Origin of the sequence: Caloranaerobacter ferrireducens, from assembly GCF_001730685.1 — a bacterium.
Taxonomy (GTDB): Bacteria; Bacillota; Clostridia; order Tissierellales; family Thermohalobacteraceae; genus Caloranaerobacter; species Caloranaerobacter ferrireducens.
The window spans coordinates 445,269-461,374 of the sequence record NZ_MDJR01000001.1; the positions used below are offsets into that span (position 1 = coordinate 445,269).

The window sequence follows — 16,106 nt, forward strand, 5'->3', positions numbered from 1 at the left end:
ATAAAATGAAAAAGTATAGAAGTAGAATGATAGTGGCTTTAGTCGCTATCATTCTAATTATTATAATAGGATTAACTTCTAAAGATAGACAAAATATGACATCAATAGAAAATCTAACTGGGAAAATAGTGACTCCAATTCAAAAATTGTTTTATACAGTTGATCAAAAAATCACTAATACAATAAAATCTGCAACTAATATATTTAAATTAAAAGAAGAAAATGAAAGAATGAAGGCGGAAATACTAAGGCTAAAAGAAGAAAATAGAAAGATGGAAGATATTATAAGTCGTGCTGTGTACCTAAGGAATGAAGCTATTATGCTGAAAAAATCAAAATATACTTTTATTAGAACCAAAATTATAGGTAAGGATCCAGGAAATTGGTTTGATAGATTTATAATTGATAAAGGAAGAAAAGATGGTATTAAAGAAGGCAGTATAATTATTAAAGCTGTTGAATTAGATGGAGATATTATTGAAGAAGGATTGGTCGGAAAGGTAATTGAAGTTGGTGATAATTGGTCTAAAGTTTTAGCTATAATCGATGAAGGGAGTAAAGTCAGTTTCAAAGTAATCCGTACTCAAGATGGTGGTATTTTAAATGGGAGCATAAATGGTGAAATGAGTGGATATTTATTTGATTCTAATGCTGATATCGTAGAAGGGGACAAGCTTGTAACTTCAGGATTAGGAGAAGTTTTTATTGAAGGATTTTATATAGGGAAAATAAAAAAAGTTACAAAGAAGGAAGATGATTTAGTAAAACTAATATCAGTTGAGCCTGCTATTGATTTTAAAAAACTAAATTATGTTTATGTGATCACAGGAGTTAAAGAGTATAAGTGAGGGATTAATGATGCCTTTTAATATGATTTTATTAATAATTTTCAATTTTGTACTGCAAACGACTATTTTTCAACATTTAAGAGCATTTGGTATATTACCAAATACAACTTTGATTATTTTAGTATGCATTTCCGTATTAAAGGGGAAGAAAGTAGGCTCTTTTACAGGTTTAATAGTTGGTTTTGTTCAGGATATACTTTTCTTTAATGTTATTGGAATTAATGCACTTATATATTTTACTGTAGGATATCTAATTGGATCAATTAACGATAAGATATATAAAGATAGTTCTTTTATGCCTTTTGTGTTAACAGCTTTTTCGACTGTTTTTTATCATTTAGTATATTCTTTCTTTATGTATTTTCTAACAGTTAACTATAATTATTTTTATTTAGTAAGGAAAATAATTTTTATTGAACTAATTTACAATAGTTTACTTTCTGTATTTATTTATAAGCTAGTTGTAAAATTACAAAAAAAACCTTCTATAAGTTTTAGATAGAAGTGAGAAGGTGATTGATTTGACATTAAAAGAAAAAATAAAAAACAGATACAATATTTTATTAATTATTCTTTCAATAGTATTTCTTTTAGTTGCTTTTAGATTATCAACACTTACAATAGTATTAGGAGATAAATATAGAGAAATTTCTGACAATAAAAGGGTTAAGCAGATACCAATCACAGCAGCGAGAGGAGAAATAAGAGACAGATATGGTCGATTATTAGCAGGTAATAGGCCAAGTTTTACTGTTCAAATCGTTAAGGATGAAATAAGTAAAAATAGAAATGAAGTTGCATTAAAACTAATTAAGATTTTAGAAGAAGAGGGAGAAAATTATTCAGATGAATTTCCAATTAAACTAGATGTAATAACTTATAAAGATGATGATGAATATATTGAAAGCTCTAAAGAACCAGAAAAGGAAATTATTAAAGTTATATTAGAAAACAAATTAATTAAGGATATTATAAAGTTGTACTATATCCATAACAGTAATGATAGTGATTTTACTGTAAGTGTTGCAGATAGAATTAAAACTATTCTAGAGAACAATGGCATAACAGTTCCTATTTTAATTAATGTAGACAACAGTTCAAAAGAAGTTAAATTTGAATACGACAAAAAATATGACATACAAAAATGGAAAGCAGAGAACAATTTACCATTAAAACAAAATCCTGAAACAGATTTTATTTTAATAACAGAAAAAAATGAAAAGATTTTTAGTAAAGTAATAAAAAATCCAATTGTAAGAAAATTAATTTTTTCTTATCTAGATAATAGAGGGCTAGTTGATAAGTTTGAAATACATGATTATATGTTTAAGTTTGATGAAGAGTATAAAAAGATAAAAGTTGATTTAATTAAAAACTTTGGCAAAATTACTATGAATTCAACAGCTGAAGAGGATTTTATAAATATTGTAATGGAAACATCTATAGATGAATTGATTAGTGCAGTTTTTATTAAAAACAGTAATAAGTCAGATAAGAAACAAGAGATAATACCTGCAAAAATTTTAATAGATAATTTGAAAAATAAAGGTATTTATCTACCTATAGATATTGAAATAGATAGAGAAAAAAAAGAAGTTTCATTTAAATATACAGATGAGAAAAGTAAAAAAATATTTTGCCAAAAAGAAGAGATTAGTGAAGAATTATCACCTATAGAAGCATTAATAGAAGTTGGTAAAAAAACAGAGCTTATTAATGATTTAATAACAGATAAAGACATAAAGTACTTTGCCCAGGAAATAGTTCTTAATAATAAGATAAATCCTAAAATCTCAGTTAAAGATTTTGAATATGTTCCTATAAGAAATAAAATAAATTGGCTTAAAAAATATAGACTACCAGAAGATAGTCAGGCTAATGATGCTTTTAATTTATTAAGAGATAAATATAAAATAAATCCAGAATTAAGTAAGTATGAAGCAAGATATATAATGATAATAATTGAACAGTTAAAAAAACAAGGATACAGAGCATATCATCCTATTAATATTGCTTATGGTATTAAACCTAGTACAGTTTCTAAAATAGCAGAAAATAATTTAGACTTAACAGGTGTTTATGTATCTGTTGAACCTGTTAGATACTATCCGATGGGTAGTACAGCAGCTCATATACTAGGTTATTTAGGTAAAATATCACAGAGTTATGAGATAGAGAAATATATTAAAAAGTTAGGATATTCTCCTGATGATATTATAGGTAAAACAGGCATTGAAGAAAAATTTGAGCAATATTTAAAAGGACAGGATGGCTCTAGATATGTAGAAGTAGATGTTCTTGGTAATACTATAAAGGTTTTAAAAGAGGAAAAGGCTGTTCCAGGAAATAATGTTTATTTGACTATTGATGCTAAATTGCAGCAAGTTGCCGAAAAAGCACTTAAACAAGCGTTAGAAGAGATACAAAAAGGTGGAGAGTTCAAGAGTAAATGGGGTAATTATAATTATAGAGAGAGTTTTAAAAATGCAACATCAGGTGCAGTAGTAGCAATAGATGTAAAGACGGGAGAAGTTCTTGCTCTAGCAAGTTATCCTGCTTATGATCCAAATTTGTTCGCAACAGGTATTACTGAAGATGATTGGGAAAGTCTAATGCCTAAACATCCTGAAGATCCTCTCGCACCTAGACCTTTATACAATATAGCTATACAAACAGCCATACAGCCTGGTTCAACGTTTAAGATGATAACAGCTTTGGCAGCTTTAGAAGCTGGAATTGATCCTAAAACAGAAATAAGAGATATGGGTTATTTAAAATTAGGTAATCAAACTTTTGGATGTTGGATATGGAATGATAGAAGAGGTACTCATGGACTAGAAAATTTATATGATGCTATAAGAGATTCTTGTAACTATTATTTTTTTACAGTTACTTTAGGTAAAAATTTAAGAACAGGTCGGGAATTAGGAATCAAAGTAGAAATTGATGATATTTTAAGGTTAGCACAGGAATTTGGATTAAATGATAAAACTGGAATAGAAATAGATATACCAAATGAATCTTCTGGTATAGTGCCCAATCCACAAATTAAAAGGATTGATGTTAAGAGAAGTTTAAGAAGATTTTTAAATAACAATTTAAGAAATTATGTAAAACAAAGTAACATTTCAGAAAAAGATTTACAAAATATAATTGATACTATTGTAAGCTGGGTTGAATTAGAAGAAACTCTTACTAGAAGTGAAGTTATAGAAAATTTATCAAAATTAGGTGTAGATCCTTACAAAGTAAATGATAAAGGGATAAATATAGCAGATATTATAAAATATAGTTACCTTAATCAGGCTTCTTGGAAACAAGCAGATACTTTAAACATTGCTATTGGGCAAGGGCATAATGCGTATACACCAATTCAGATAGCTAATTATATAGCAACACTTGCTAATGGTGGAATAAGACATAAGGTAAGTGTTATTGATAAAATAGAAACTTATAATGGAGAAATAATTGAATATAGTGATAATAGAGATGATGCGTATAAGATTAAATTGAAAGATTACAGCTATTTAGATGAAGTTAAAAAAGGTATGGGGTTAGTAACTACTGAGGGTACAGCAAGGTCAATATTTAAAAACTTTCCTATAAAAGTAGGTGGGAAAACAGGTACTGCTCAAAATAAATCTATAAATCCTGTAACAGGTAAAGAATATGACCCTTATGCATGGTTTGTAGGGTTTGCACCTTATGATGATCCACAAATAGCTGTAGCAGTAGTAATATTCCAAGGTGGACATGGTGGTTATGCAGCACCAGTTGCTAAAGAAGTTATAGCTCAGTATCTAGGGCTAAATAATGAAGAGGAAAAATTTGAATATCATAATAAATTAGTAAGGTAGTTCTGCCTTACTAATTTATTTTTTTCTATTAAGAAAAGAAGGATTTATAACAATTTTGAAGAATATTTTTAGTTAACAGCATTGTTGCGGAGGCGTTAGACATGGATGAAAACTTAGTAATTTTTAAAGGAAAAAAGGAAGGAATTTATATTTATATAAAAGAAGGTAACTTTCAAAACATAAAAAGACAACTAGAAGAGAAATTAGAAAAGGCTAAGGTTTTCTTTCAAGGAGGAAAAGTTAAATGTATTAAAGGAAAGAAACTTTCACCTGAGGAAAAAAAAGAGCTTACACTATTGATTCAAAATAAATATGGTATTAGTGTTGATGAAAAACATAATCTAGAAGAAAGTGATGAGCAAATATCTGAAATTAATCTACATACGGAAAAATTCTTCGAAGGTATTAAAGAAGGTAAGACTAAATTTATCAGGGCTACAATAAGGTCTGGTCAATATGTAGAGTATGATGGAAATTTAGTTATATTAGGAGATGTAAATGCTGGTGCTGAAGTTAAAGCGAAAGGTAATATTATTATTTTAGGTGCATTAAGGGGTATTGCACATGCTGGGTGTGATGGAAACAAAGATGCAATTGTTGCAGCCTTTAGTCTGCAACCTACTCAACTTAGAATAGCTGAAATTATAGCACGTAGTCCTGATGATGAAAAAGATAAACCTAAGTGGCCAGAGGTAGCAAGTATAAAAGATGGAAAAATGTTAATAGAACCTTACTTAACTAAAAAATAAATTAATAGGAGGCTGAAAAAATGGGAGAAGTGATTGTAATAACTTCAGGTAAAGGTGGAGTTGGTAAGACTACAACAACAGCTAATTTAGGAGCAGGACTTGTAATGAATGGAAAAAAAGTTGTTGTAGTAGATGCAGATATTGGATTGAGGAATTTAGATGTTGTTATGGGGCTTGAAAATAGAATAGTTTATGATATTGTTGATGTTGTAGAGAAAGTTTGTAGGCTAAAGCAGGGGTTAATAAAAGATAAAAGATATGATGGGCTGTATTTACTACCAGCAGCACAGACAAAAGATAAGACAGCAGTAACTCCAGAGCAGATGCAGGAATTATGCGAAGATTTAAAAGAAATGTTTGACTATGTTTTGATAGATTGTCCTGCAGGAATAGAACAAGGTTTCCAAAATGCTATTGCTGGAGCAGATAAAGCTATTGTTGTAACAACACCAGAAATTTCAGCTGTAAGAGATGCAGATAGAATAATAGGTCTTTTAGAAGCCAAAGGATTACATAACCCTAAACTAATTATAAATAGAATTAGACAGGATATGGTAAAAAGAGGAGATATGATGAATATCGACGATATGATTGACATTTTAGCAATAGAATTGCTTGGTGTTGTACCTGATGATGAAGCAATTGTTATATCTACTAATAAAGGTGAACCAGTAGTTGGTGATGAAAAAGCTTTATCTGGTAAAGCATACAGAAATATATCAAAGAGAATTCTAGGAGAAGAAGTACCATTACTAGATTTAGAAGTAGATGATGGTATGTTGTCTAAGCTTAAGAAGTTGATATTCGGAAAATAGTAGTAAGGGGGTATTGTTTTGGATTTGCTAAAATTATTTGGGAAGAATGAAGTAAACAGCAAAACGGTTGCAAAAGAGAGATTGAAGTTAGTTCTTATTCATGATAGAGCTAATGTATCTCCACGCTTTTTAGAAATGATAAAAGGTGATATAATAAGAGTGATATCAGATTATATGGATATAGATGAAGAAGGATTAGACATTAAATTAACACGTACAAGAAGGGAAAGTGACAATTCCCCTATACCTGCTTTAGTAGCCAACATACCAATTATAAAAATGAAGGAAAAGGCAATTGAAAAATAAACATAAGAAAAGAAGGGTTGGAGAACTTATGAAAATAGCGTTAATAGCACATGATAAAAAGAAAAAACAAATAGTTAATTTTGCATTAGCTTATAAAGATATTTTAAAAAATCATAAGCTATATGCTACAGGAACTACTGGAAAACTTATAAATGAAGCTACAGGTCTCGATATCCATAGATTTTTATCTGGACCTTTAGGTGGGGACCAACAAATAGGGGCTTTAGTAGCTAATAATGAAATAGATATGGTTATATTTATCAGAGATCCATTAACAGCTCAACCTCATGAACCAGACATTCTAGCATTAATGAGATTGTGTGATGTACACGGAATTCCTTTAGCTACTAATATAGCTACTGCTGAATTGTTAATAAAATCAATGCAAAGAGGAGATATGGACTGGAGAAAGATTGTTAATAAATATTAAAGGCGACTTTTGTCGCCTTTATTTTTTTAAAAATTTTTATACAAAAAACTTAAAGTTAATTAATCTGTAAGCAAACTATTATTTGTAATAAAAAAGTATTAAAAAAAATAATAATATAGTAAATTCAATATTTAGGGGATGAAATATATGGGAAAACGAAAACTTATTTTTAAACTTTTTCCTATGAGAGTTAAAAGAGATTACGTATACAGAGCAAAACAGAAAAGTAGTTATAAAAAGCTGTTTTATCAACTGTTAGTTAGTATAATAATTATACTTCTAATAATTCTTATAAAATCTTTTAATACAAGTTTTACCAATGATGCTATTCGATTAGTTCAAGATACAGTAAAATATGATTATGATTTCAAAAAATTGGGTTATAAGATGCTAAAGTATGCAAAAGGAAGTAGTGAAGAATTAGATAAAGTAACTTCAGTTTTTAAGTATCAAGATGACGTAAAGGTAGGCTCATATTTTACTCCTACTACAGGCATAGTTTATAAAAAATTTGGTCAAATCAAGAAAGGAGATGCAACTATTTTTCACCGAGGTGTAGATATACTTTCAAATGATAAAAACATTTACTCAATTGGTGAAGGGATTATAAGTGAAATTTATAAAGATAAAATTTTGGGAGAATGTATCCGAGCTGATTTTGGTGAAATAGATGCTGTTTATGCACATTTAGACAATATATATGTAAAAGTAGGTCAGAAAATAACTAAAGGAGAGGTGTTAGGGACATTAAAAGAAGATAGTAATGGAGATAAAATACTGCATTTTGAAATATGGAAAGATAATGCTCCTGTAAATCCATTAGATTATATAAGTGTAAGTATTAGTAATTTAAATAATTAATGGGGGATTAAATGACAATCTTTCGTTTTGGTCAATTTAAAATAAAAATAAATTATTTATTATTTATACTTTTTGTGTTATATTTTATACTTGGGTATTTTAGTGAAGTGATTATAATATTTTTTTCTGTTTTAATACATGAACTTGCTCATGTTTATTTAGCATTTAAATTAGGTTTTAAAGTGAATTGTGTTGAACTATTTCCATTTGGAGGGGTTGCAAGGATAGAGGGGTTAATTGGTACAGAACCATTAAAGGAAATTAAGGTAGTTGTTATTGGACCAGCTATAAATGTTTTATTAGCGGTTGTTTTGATATTTATAAAAAAATACTTATTTGAAAATCAAATTATTGTTTTACTTATTAAAACTAATATGATTTTAGCTTTTATCAATTTGCTACCAATTTTGCCTTTAGATGGTGGCAGAATACTTAGAGCGATATTATCTTTAAAATTAGGAATTAAAAAAGCTACATTATGTGTTTTAGAATTTACTTATATAATATCTATAATCATGATTCTTATTGGTGCAGTATTTTTTATTAGAAATGTGTATGGCATTTATTTGATTCTATTTTTTATCTTTATAATTATAGCTGCCAAAAAAGAAAAAGACATGGCAGTTTTTATTTTCCTAAAGCAAATAATTTGTAAAAATCAGAAAGTGTCAGAAACTGGTATATATAAAGTACAACATATTATTTGTTTAAATGATATGAAAATAAAATCAGTTATTGAGAATTTCCTTCCTAATAAGTATCACATAATAATTGTAATAGATAGGGGAGGTAATGTGATTGGAACACTTTACGAGAAACAAATTTTAGAGGGAGTAATTAAATATGGTTATGATATAACTATAGAAAAGCTACTAAATAAAAAGGAAAAGTGGTAGAATATATTTAGACATTTTGATAGTAAGGGTGATGAGATGATAAATAAAGATACACTAGACAAAATTCTTTCAAGAGTTGAAAAACCAGCAAGATATATTGGTAATGAAATAAACAGCTATAACAAAAATACAAAAGAAGTAAAGGTGAGGTTTGCTTTTGCTTTTCCTGATATTTATGAGGTTGGCATGTCACATCTTGGACTACATATATTATATAATCTCTTAAATAAAGAGGAAGATGTATTCTGTGAAAGAGTATTTGCACCATGGGTTGATATGGAGCATGAACTAAGAAAGTATAATATTCCACTTTATGCTTTAGAAAGTAAAGATCCAATAAATGAATTTGACTTTGTTGGTTTTACATTGCAGTATGAAATGAGTTATACTAATGTTTTGAATATGCTTAATTTAGCTCATATACCTTTGCTTTCTAAAGACAGGAAAGAAGGAGATCCATTTATCATAGCTGGTGGGCCATGTGCTTACAATCCTGAACCTTTAGCTGATATAATTGATTTTTTTGTAATTGGTGAATCAGAAGAATTGATATTAGAAATAATCGAAATATATAAAAAGTGGAAAGAAAATAATAGGACTAGAGAAGAATTTTTAGAAGATGTAAGCCAAATTCAAGGGGTATATGTGCCAAAGTTTTATGAAGTTACATATAATCAAGACGGTACTATAAAAGAATTCAGACCAAAAACAGATAAATATCCTAGTGTAATAAAGAAAAGAATAATTAAGAATTTAGACGAAGTTTATTTTCCAGATAGAGTTATAGTTCCATATATTGAGACAGTACATGATAGGGTAATGTTAGAGATTTTTAGAGGATGTACTAGAGGATGTAGATTTTGTCAAGCAGGAATGATATATAGACCTGTAAGGGAAAGAAGTGTAGATAGGTTATTAGATTATGCACAAAAATTAGTTGAAATAACAGGTCATGAAGAAATTTCTTTATCTTCATTATCAACAAGCGACTATTCAAAACTTGAAGAATTAGTAAAGAGTCTAATTGATAAGTTTAAAGATAAAAAGATAGGCCTTTCATTACCATCTTTAAGGCTTGATTCTTTTTCTCTTGATATAATTCAGGAGATACAGAAGGTTCGTAAAACAGGACTTACTTTTGCTCCAGAAGCTGGCAGTCAAAGACTTAGAGATATAATAAACAAAGGTATAAATGAAGAAGATTTAATAAATTCAGTAAGAGATGCTTTTTATTTAGGTTGGTCTACTGTAAAGTTGTATTTTATGATAGGACTTCCATATGAAAATTATGACGATATTCTTGGAATAAAAGATTTAGCTTATAAGGTTAAAGATACTTATTTTGGATTGCCTAAGGATAAGAGAAAAGGGAATTTAAAAGTGACAGTTAGCACATCATGTTTTGTTCCAAAACCATTTACACCTTTCCAATGGTTTGGTCAAGATACTATTGAAACATTTAAAGAGAAACAAAGATATTTAGGAAGTAGTATAAAAGATAAGAAGATTACTTACAATTTTCATGACCCAGAATTAAGTTTTCTGGAAGCTGTTTTTGCCAGAGGAGATAGAAGATTGTCAAAAGCTTTAATAATAGCATGGCAAAAAGGCTGTAAGTTTGACGGATGGGCTGATTACTTTAATTATGAAAAATGGAAGGAAGCCTTTAGAGAAACAGAAATTGACCCAAGCTTTTATGCAAACAGACATAGAGAATATGATGAAGTATTACCTTGGGATTTTATTGATGTAGGAGTTTCCAAAAAATACTTGATTAAGGAAAATGAAAAAGCTAAAGAAGGTATATTAACTAGGGATTGCAGAAAAGGCTGCACTGGATGTGGTATTAATATTAGTTTTACAGGTGGTGTTTGCTGATGAGTACAATTAGAGTAAAATTTTCAAAAAATGATGAGATGAAATATATTTCACATTTAGACTTGATGCGATTATTCCAAAGAGCTTTTAGAAGAGCGGATATACCAATAAGATATAGTCAGGGTTTTAATCCACATCCAAAATTTTCATTAGCTACAGCCCTTCCAATTGGGGTAACAAGTGATGGAGAATATATGGATGTTGAATTAGAAAATGATCTTGATAGAGATGAGTTTATTAACAGGCTTAATGATGTATTACCTAAAGGGGTCAGAATTCTTTCTGGTAAATATATAAAGGCAGGTAAATCATTGATGTCACTAATAGAATGGTCTGATTATGTTATAGAATTTTATGTAACTGGTGATATCAGTAAAGAAGATATAGAAAATTGTATAAAAGAAATTCTTAAAAAAGATGAGATTTATATAAAAAAAGTTAAGATAAAAAACAAAAAAGAGATAATAAAAGAAGTTGATATAAGAAATAGTATTAAAAATTTGAAATTACTAGTTATTGAAGATAAAAGGATTGTTATCAGAACAACATTAAAATCAGGTAGCAAAGGTAACTTGAAGCCTAAATACATAATAGATGTAATAAAAAGGATTGGGAATATAGAAATAGTAGATGATAGTGTAAAAATCCATAGATTAGAGTTATATTCTCAGAAGAATGGTAAATTGGTTTCACCTTTAAATTGTGAATAGGAGAAGATTTTATGGCTGAGATTATAATAGATATGGGATTAAATCAAAATAGAGTAGCAATTTTGGAAAATGGAGATTTAGTTGAATTATATGTTGAAGAGGAGAATAAAAGACTTCTTGGTAATATTTACAAAGGTAGAGTAGTTAATGTATTACCAGGTATGGAAGCTGCTTTTGTAGATATTGGTTTGGACAAAAATGCTTTTTTATATGTTAAGGATGCTATATCGAATGATCTTTTAGGTAGTGAAGATATAAGTTTTAAGGATATTTCTATTAGAGATGTTGTAAAACCTGGTCAAGAGTTGCTTGTTCAAGTAGTAAAAGAGCCAATAGGGACTAAAGGACCAAGGATATCAACTCATATTACTTTACCAGGTAAATATGTAGTTTTGATGCCAGAAATAAATCAAATTGGTATATCCAGAAAAATTATAGAGGAAGAGGAAAGAGATAGGTTAAAGAAAATAGTTGAAGAGAACAAACCAGAAAATATGGGAATTATATTACGGACAGCAAGTGCTGGTGTAGAAGAGGGCTTAATTATCAGAGATATTGAGTTTTTGATAAAACTATATGAGAAAATAAAAAGAGAAGGTAAAATAGGATATGCCCCTAGGTTAATATATAAAGAATTAGACTTGATAGATAGAGTAGTACGTGATTATTTTGGTGATGATATACAAAGATTAGTTATTAATGATAGAGAAAAGTATAAGAACATTACTGAACTAATTGATGCAACAATGCCTCACTTGAAATCTAAAATACATTATTTTGACGAATGCTATGATATTTTTAAACATTTTGGAATAGAAGCAATGATTAAAAATGCATTAGAACGCAAAGTATGGCTAAAAAGTGGAGGATACATAGTAATAGATGAAACAGAGGCTCTTACCTCAATAGATGTTAATACAGGTAAATTTGTAGGAAGTGTTAATTTAAAAGATACTGTTTTGAAAACAAATATTGAAGCTGCTAAGGAAATTGCTAAACAATTAAGATTAAGAAATATAGGTGGTATAATTATTATAGATTTTATTGATATGAAAAATAGTGAGGACATAAAATATGTTATTGATTGTTTAGAAAATGAGCTAAAAAAAGATAAGGTAAAAACAACAATATTAGGGATGACTAGATTAGGGTTATTAGAAATGACTCGGAAAAAAGATAGAAAAAAATTATCTTCAAAACTTTATAAAAATTGTCCTCATTGTGAAGGAAAAGGGAAAATTATTTCCGATAGCTCGATTCTAAATCTTATAGAAAAAGAAATAAAGAGAATAAAAATTCATACGAATTCAAGTGCTGTTATTTTTGACTTAAATATATCTTATAAAGAAACGATAGATTCTAAATTTGAGAATAATATTAAACTTATTGAAGATAAATTTGGAATTAAGATCTTTATAAATTATATAGATAGTATTAGCTTAAAAGAAATTAAAATAAGAAGTATGGGTAAATTAGAAAATATAAAAGTGCTTTTTGAAAATATAAAAAGCAAATAACAAATGATTATTTCAAAATAAGGAGTTGAAAGATGTGAAAATATTAGTTGCACCTGATTCATTTAAAGGAAGCCTTACAGCTCTTGAAGTAGCAGAATGCATGGAAAAGGGCATATTAAAAGTTTTACCTAATGCACAAGTAATTAAAGTACCTATGGCAGATGGTGGTGAGGGAACTGTAAGAGCTTTAGTAGATGCAAATAAAGGTGAAATTATTTATAAAAAAGTAACTGGTCCATTAGGAACTCCTGTAAATGCTTTTTTTGGTGTTTTAGGTGATGGGAAAAGGGCAGTAATTGAAATGGCAGCTGCTTCAGGTTTGCCGTTAGTACCTAAAGATAAAGCTAACCCTATGATAACTACTACTTATGGAACTGGTGAGTTAATAAAACATGCATTGGACTTCGGAGTAGAGGAATTAATTATTGGTATAGGTGGTAGTGCAACTAATGATGCAGGTGTTGGGATGGCACAAGCTTTAGGAATACGCTTTTTAGATGAAAATGGCGAAGAAATAGGATTTGGTGGGAAGGAATTAATTAGAATAAAGGAAATAGATATTAGCGGTTTAGATAAAAGAATATTGAAAACTAGGATTAAAGTAGCTTGTGATGTAACAAATCCTTTATATGGTCCAAATGGAGCAGCTTTCGTTTATGCTCCTCAAAAAGGAGCTGATGAAGAAATGGTTAAATTATTAGATAGAAATCTAAAACATTTTGCAGAGGTTGTTAAAAATCAGTTAGGAATAGATGTTCAGAATATACCAGGAGCAGGTGCTGCAGGAGGACTAGGTGCTGGAATTGTTGCGTTTTTAGGGGGTAAGCTATTACCAGGAATTAAAATAGTACTTGAAGCAAATAATTTTACTGAAAAATTAAATGGAGTAAAATTAGTTATAACTGGTGAAGGTAGAATAGATGGACAAACAGTAAATGGCAAGACGCCGATAGGAGTTGCAAAAGAAGCAAAAAAAATGGGTATACCAGTAATAGCTATTGCGGGTACTTTAGGACATGATTCAAATTTAGTGTTAAATGAGGGGATAGATGCAGTTTTTAGCATTATTCAAAAACCAACAACTTTAGAAAAGGCGATTGAATATACTTCTGAGTGGATAAAAAATACAACAAGTCAAATAGTTAAGGTTTTCATTTTGTAATGGTTAGAGATGCTAGAGCAATGACTTTACATACAAATAATATATAACAATAATTACAGGTTGACAAAATGATAAGAATTTGATAGAATTTGTACTTGTAGGTAGCCGCACAATGCAGGTTTGAAAACTTAGTACCTGGCATTGGCGAGACAGGATAGAGGAGGTGTGAAGGAATGTACGCTGTAATTGAAACTGGCGGTAAGCAGTACAGAGTTCAAGAAGGAGATACTCTTTTCATTGAAAAGGTAGCTGGAAACGAAGGAGAAGTTGTTAAGTTTGATAAGGTTTTATTAGTTTCAAACGGTGAAGAAGTAAAAATAGGAAAGCCTTTCGTTGAAGGAGCTACAGTAGATGCAAAGATAGTAGAACATGGAAAAGGCAAAAAGATAATAGTATTTAAGTATAAGGCTAAGAAGGATTACAGAAGAAAGCAAGGACATCGCCAGCCATATACTAAAGTTGTAATTGAAAAGATTAATGGATAGTGTTAATTATGACAAGAGTGACTGTTTATAAAAACAAAAGAGGAAGTATAATAGGGTATAAAGTAGATGGTCACGCAGGTTATGATGAATATGGCAGAGACATAGTATGTGCAGCTATATCTGTATTATCTCAGACAGCACTTATTGCGCTAAATGAGGTCTGTGGGATAGATATAAGCGATATTAAATATTATATAGATGAAGAGAATGGTCATTTAAGCGTGACTATACCTGATAATTTAACAAAAGAAAAAAGGTTGAGGGCAGACATAGTATTTGAGACTATGATAGTTGGAATAAAAGGATTATTAGAAGAATATTCTGATTACTTAACTCTCGAATATGGGGAGGTGTAAAGATGATGTTAAAGATGAACCTACAGTTATTTGCTCATAAAAAAGGAGTAGGTAGCTCCAAAAACGGTCGTGATAGTGAATCTAAAAGATTAGGCGTAAAAAGAGCTGACGGACAATTTGTTCTAGCTGGTAATATATTAGTTAGACAAAGAGGAACTAAGATTCATCCAGGTAATAACGTAGGAAGAGGCGGAGACGATACTCTATTTGCTTTAATTGATGGTATAGTTAAATTCGAAAGAAAAGGCAGAAATAAGAAACAAGTAAGTGTTTATCCAAAAGAAGCTTTAGCAAGATAACCTACCGAATTCGGTAGGTTTTTTTGTAACAAAATAATTCTTTGTGATAAAATAACTACAGTGGTAAAGTTAAAAGGGGGAGGGTGTCTATTTAAATTGATTAATAAATTTAGATGTAATAAGGGGTTAATTTTTAATATATTGAGTTTATTAATATTATTTGTATATCTTAGTCTGATTTTGACAAATTATTTTATTAATAAAACTGCTCAAATTCTAATTTTAATTTTGATTTTTGTGTTTGAAATATTATCTATATGTGAATTTAGCAAATTTAAGTCTTGTATTGGTAAAGAAAGATGCAAAGATATATTAAAGATTCAAGGAGAATTTACTAGGAAATTAAAAAATTTGAATAGAGAGCAACGTCATGATTGGATGAATGTTTTGCAAGTTATATACGGATATTTACAATTAGGTAAATATGATATGGCAATTAAGAAAATTAATGATTTATCGCAAATAACATTAAGTATTAGTAAGGTATATAAATTAACGATAACACCTATTTGTCTACTATTAGAAAGAAAAATTAAAGAGGCGTATAATAATGGAATAATATTTATATTCAATGTAAATAATTTTAATCAAGTTTCTTATCGTAAAGTAGATAATTTAGCAAATATAACAAAAAGTTTAGAATATGTTATAGATAAAATTTTGGAATGCAGTAAACATAATTATAGAGAAATAAATATAGAGATTTCTGAGTATATAGATAAACTTGAATTTATTATAAAAGGGAAGTTTAATTTAGAAATTAAAAGTGAGTTTTTACAGAATGTTGATATTAGTGATGACTGCATGAGGTATAGGTTTGACTTAGTTGGTATAACTGAATTAACTTCTACATAGATTTAATTATATCTTGATTAAGATAAATTCGTATAGATTTGTTCATAATATAAATATAGTTGACACATTTAATTGAATTGGT

The 16,106-nt window shown here is 28.9% G+C and carries 17 protein-coding genes; all 17 read left to right on the top strand.

The features are described 5' to 3' along the window. The first annotated feature begins 5 nt into the window (after window positions 1-5). Complete coding sequence (gene mreC, locus BFN48_RS02150) at window positions 6-848, top strand: rod shape-determining protein MreC (protein ID WP_069649719.1); 843 nt, start codon at window positions 6-8, stop codon at window positions 846-848. A 10-nt stretch (window positions 849-858) separates the two neighbouring features. Further along, window positions 859-1,350, top strand: a complete 492-nt coding sequence (gene mreD / locus BFN48_RS02155) for a rod shape-determining protein MreD (protein ID WP_176718789.1) — start codon at window positions 859-861, stop codon at window positions 1,348-1,350. A gap of 10 nt (window positions 1,351-1,360) precedes the next feature. Further along, entirely contained in the window at window positions 1,361-4,705 is a 3,345-nt protein-coding gene (locus tag BFN48_RS02160; RefSeq protein WP_083238740.1) for a penicillin-binding transpeptidase domain-containing protein, read from the top strand. Between the two features lie 101 nt (window positions 4,706-4,806). Beyond that, the gene (gene minC, locus BFN48_RS02165; RefSeq protein WP_069649226.1) at window positions 4,807-5,454 is read left to right on the top strand and encodes a septum site-determining protein MinC; all 648 of its coding nucleotides are present in this window, start codon (window positions 4,807-4,809) and stop codon (window positions 5,452-5,454) included. Between the two features lie 20 nt (window positions 5,455-5,474). Further along, the gene (gene minD, locus BFN48_RS02170) at window positions 5,475-6,269 is read left to right on the top strand and encodes a septum site-determining protein MinD (protein WP_069649227.1); all 795 of its coding nucleotides are present in this window, start codon (window positions 5,475-5,477) and stop codon (window positions 6,267-6,269) included. Between the two features lie 18 nt (window positions 6,270-6,287). Next, window positions 6,288-6,575 (top strand): cell division topological specificity factor MinE, encoded by a 288-nt coding sequence (gene minE / locus BFN48_RS02175; protein ID WP_278287284.1) that lies wholly within the window; start codon window positions 6,288-6,290, stop codon window positions 6,573-6,575. Continuing rightward, the gene (gene mgsA, locus BFN48_RS02180; protein WP_278287285.1) at window positions 6,565-7,005 is read left to right on the top strand and encodes a methylglyoxal synthase; all 441 of its coding nucleotides are present in this window, start codon (window positions 6,565-6,567) and stop codon (window positions 7,003-7,005) included. Before minE ends, mgsA begins: the two co-directional genes overlap by 11 nt. 183 nt (window positions 7,006-7,188) lie before the next feature. Next, window positions 7,189-7,866 (top strand): murein hydrolase activator EnvC family protein, encoded by a 678-nt coding sequence (locus tag BFN48_RS02185; RefSeq protein ID WP_176718790.1) that lies wholly within the window; start codon window positions 7,189-7,191, stop codon window positions 7,864-7,866. 11 nt (window positions 7,867-7,877) lie between these two features. Next, window positions 7,878-8,762 carry a site-2 protease family protein gene (locus tag BFN48_RS02190; RefSeq protein ID WP_069649230.1) on the top strand — a complete coding sequence of 295 codons (885 nt, stop codon included), beginning with the start codon at window positions 7,878-7,880 and terminating at the stop codon, window positions 8,760-8,762. A gap of 36 nt (window positions 8,763-8,798) precedes the next feature. Beyond that, window positions 8,799-10,640, top strand: a complete 1,842-nt coding sequence (locus BFN48_RS02195) for a TIGR03960 family B12-binding radical SAM protein (protein WP_069649231.1) — start codon at window positions 8,799-8,801, stop codon at window positions 10,638-10,640. Further along, window positions 10,640-11,350, top strand: coding sequence for a TIGR03936 family radical SAM-associated protein (locus BFN48_RS02200; RefSeq protein ID WP_069649232.1), 711 nt, complete (start codon window positions 10,640-10,642; stop codon window positions 11,348-11,350). Before BFN48_RS02195 ends, BFN48_RS02200 begins: the two co-directional genes overlap by 1 nt. Before the next feature lie 11 nt (window positions 11,351-11,361). Continuing rightward, window positions 11,362-12,867 carry an Rne/Rng family ribonuclease gene (locus tag BFN48_RS02205; protein ID WP_069649233.1) on the top strand — a complete coding sequence of 502 codons (1,506 nt, stop codon included), beginning with the start codon at window positions 11,362-11,364 and terminating at the stop codon, window positions 12,865-12,867. Between the two features lie 34 nt (window positions 12,868-12,901). After that, a complete protein-coding gene (locus BFN48_RS02210) occupies window positions 12,902-14,029 on the top strand; it encodes a glycerate kinase (RefSeq protein WP_069649234.1) in 1,128 nt (375 codons plus the stop codon). Window positions 14,030-14,202: 173 nt separating this feature from the next. Next, complete coding sequence (rplU, locus tag BFN48_RS02215) at window positions 14,203-14,514, top strand: 50S ribosomal protein L21 (RefSeq protein ID WP_069649235.1); 312 nt, start codon at window positions 14,203-14,205, stop codon at window positions 14,512-14,514. 8 nt (window positions 14,515-14,522) lie between these two features. Beyond that, window positions 14,523-14,870, top strand: coding sequence for a ribosomal-processing cysteine protease Prp (locus BFN48_RS02220; protein WP_069649236.1), 348 nt, complete (start codon window positions 14,523-14,525; stop codon window positions 14,868-14,870). Window positions 14,871-14,872: 2 nt separating this feature from the next. Then, the gene (rpmA, locus tag BFN48_RS02225) at window positions 14,873-15,169 is read left to right on the top strand and encodes a 50S ribosomal protein L27 (RefSeq protein WP_427338995.1); all 297 of its coding nucleotides are present in this window, start codon (window positions 14,873-14,875) and stop codon (window positions 15,167-15,169) included. Window positions 15,170-15,265: 96 nt separating this feature from the next. After that, window positions 15,266-16,024, top strand: a complete 759-nt coding sequence (locus BFN48_RS02230) for a Spo0B domain-containing protein (RefSeq protein ID WP_069649237.1) — start codon at window positions 15,266-15,268, stop codon at window positions 16,022-16,024. Window positions 16,025-16,106 lie beyond the last annotated feature (82 nt).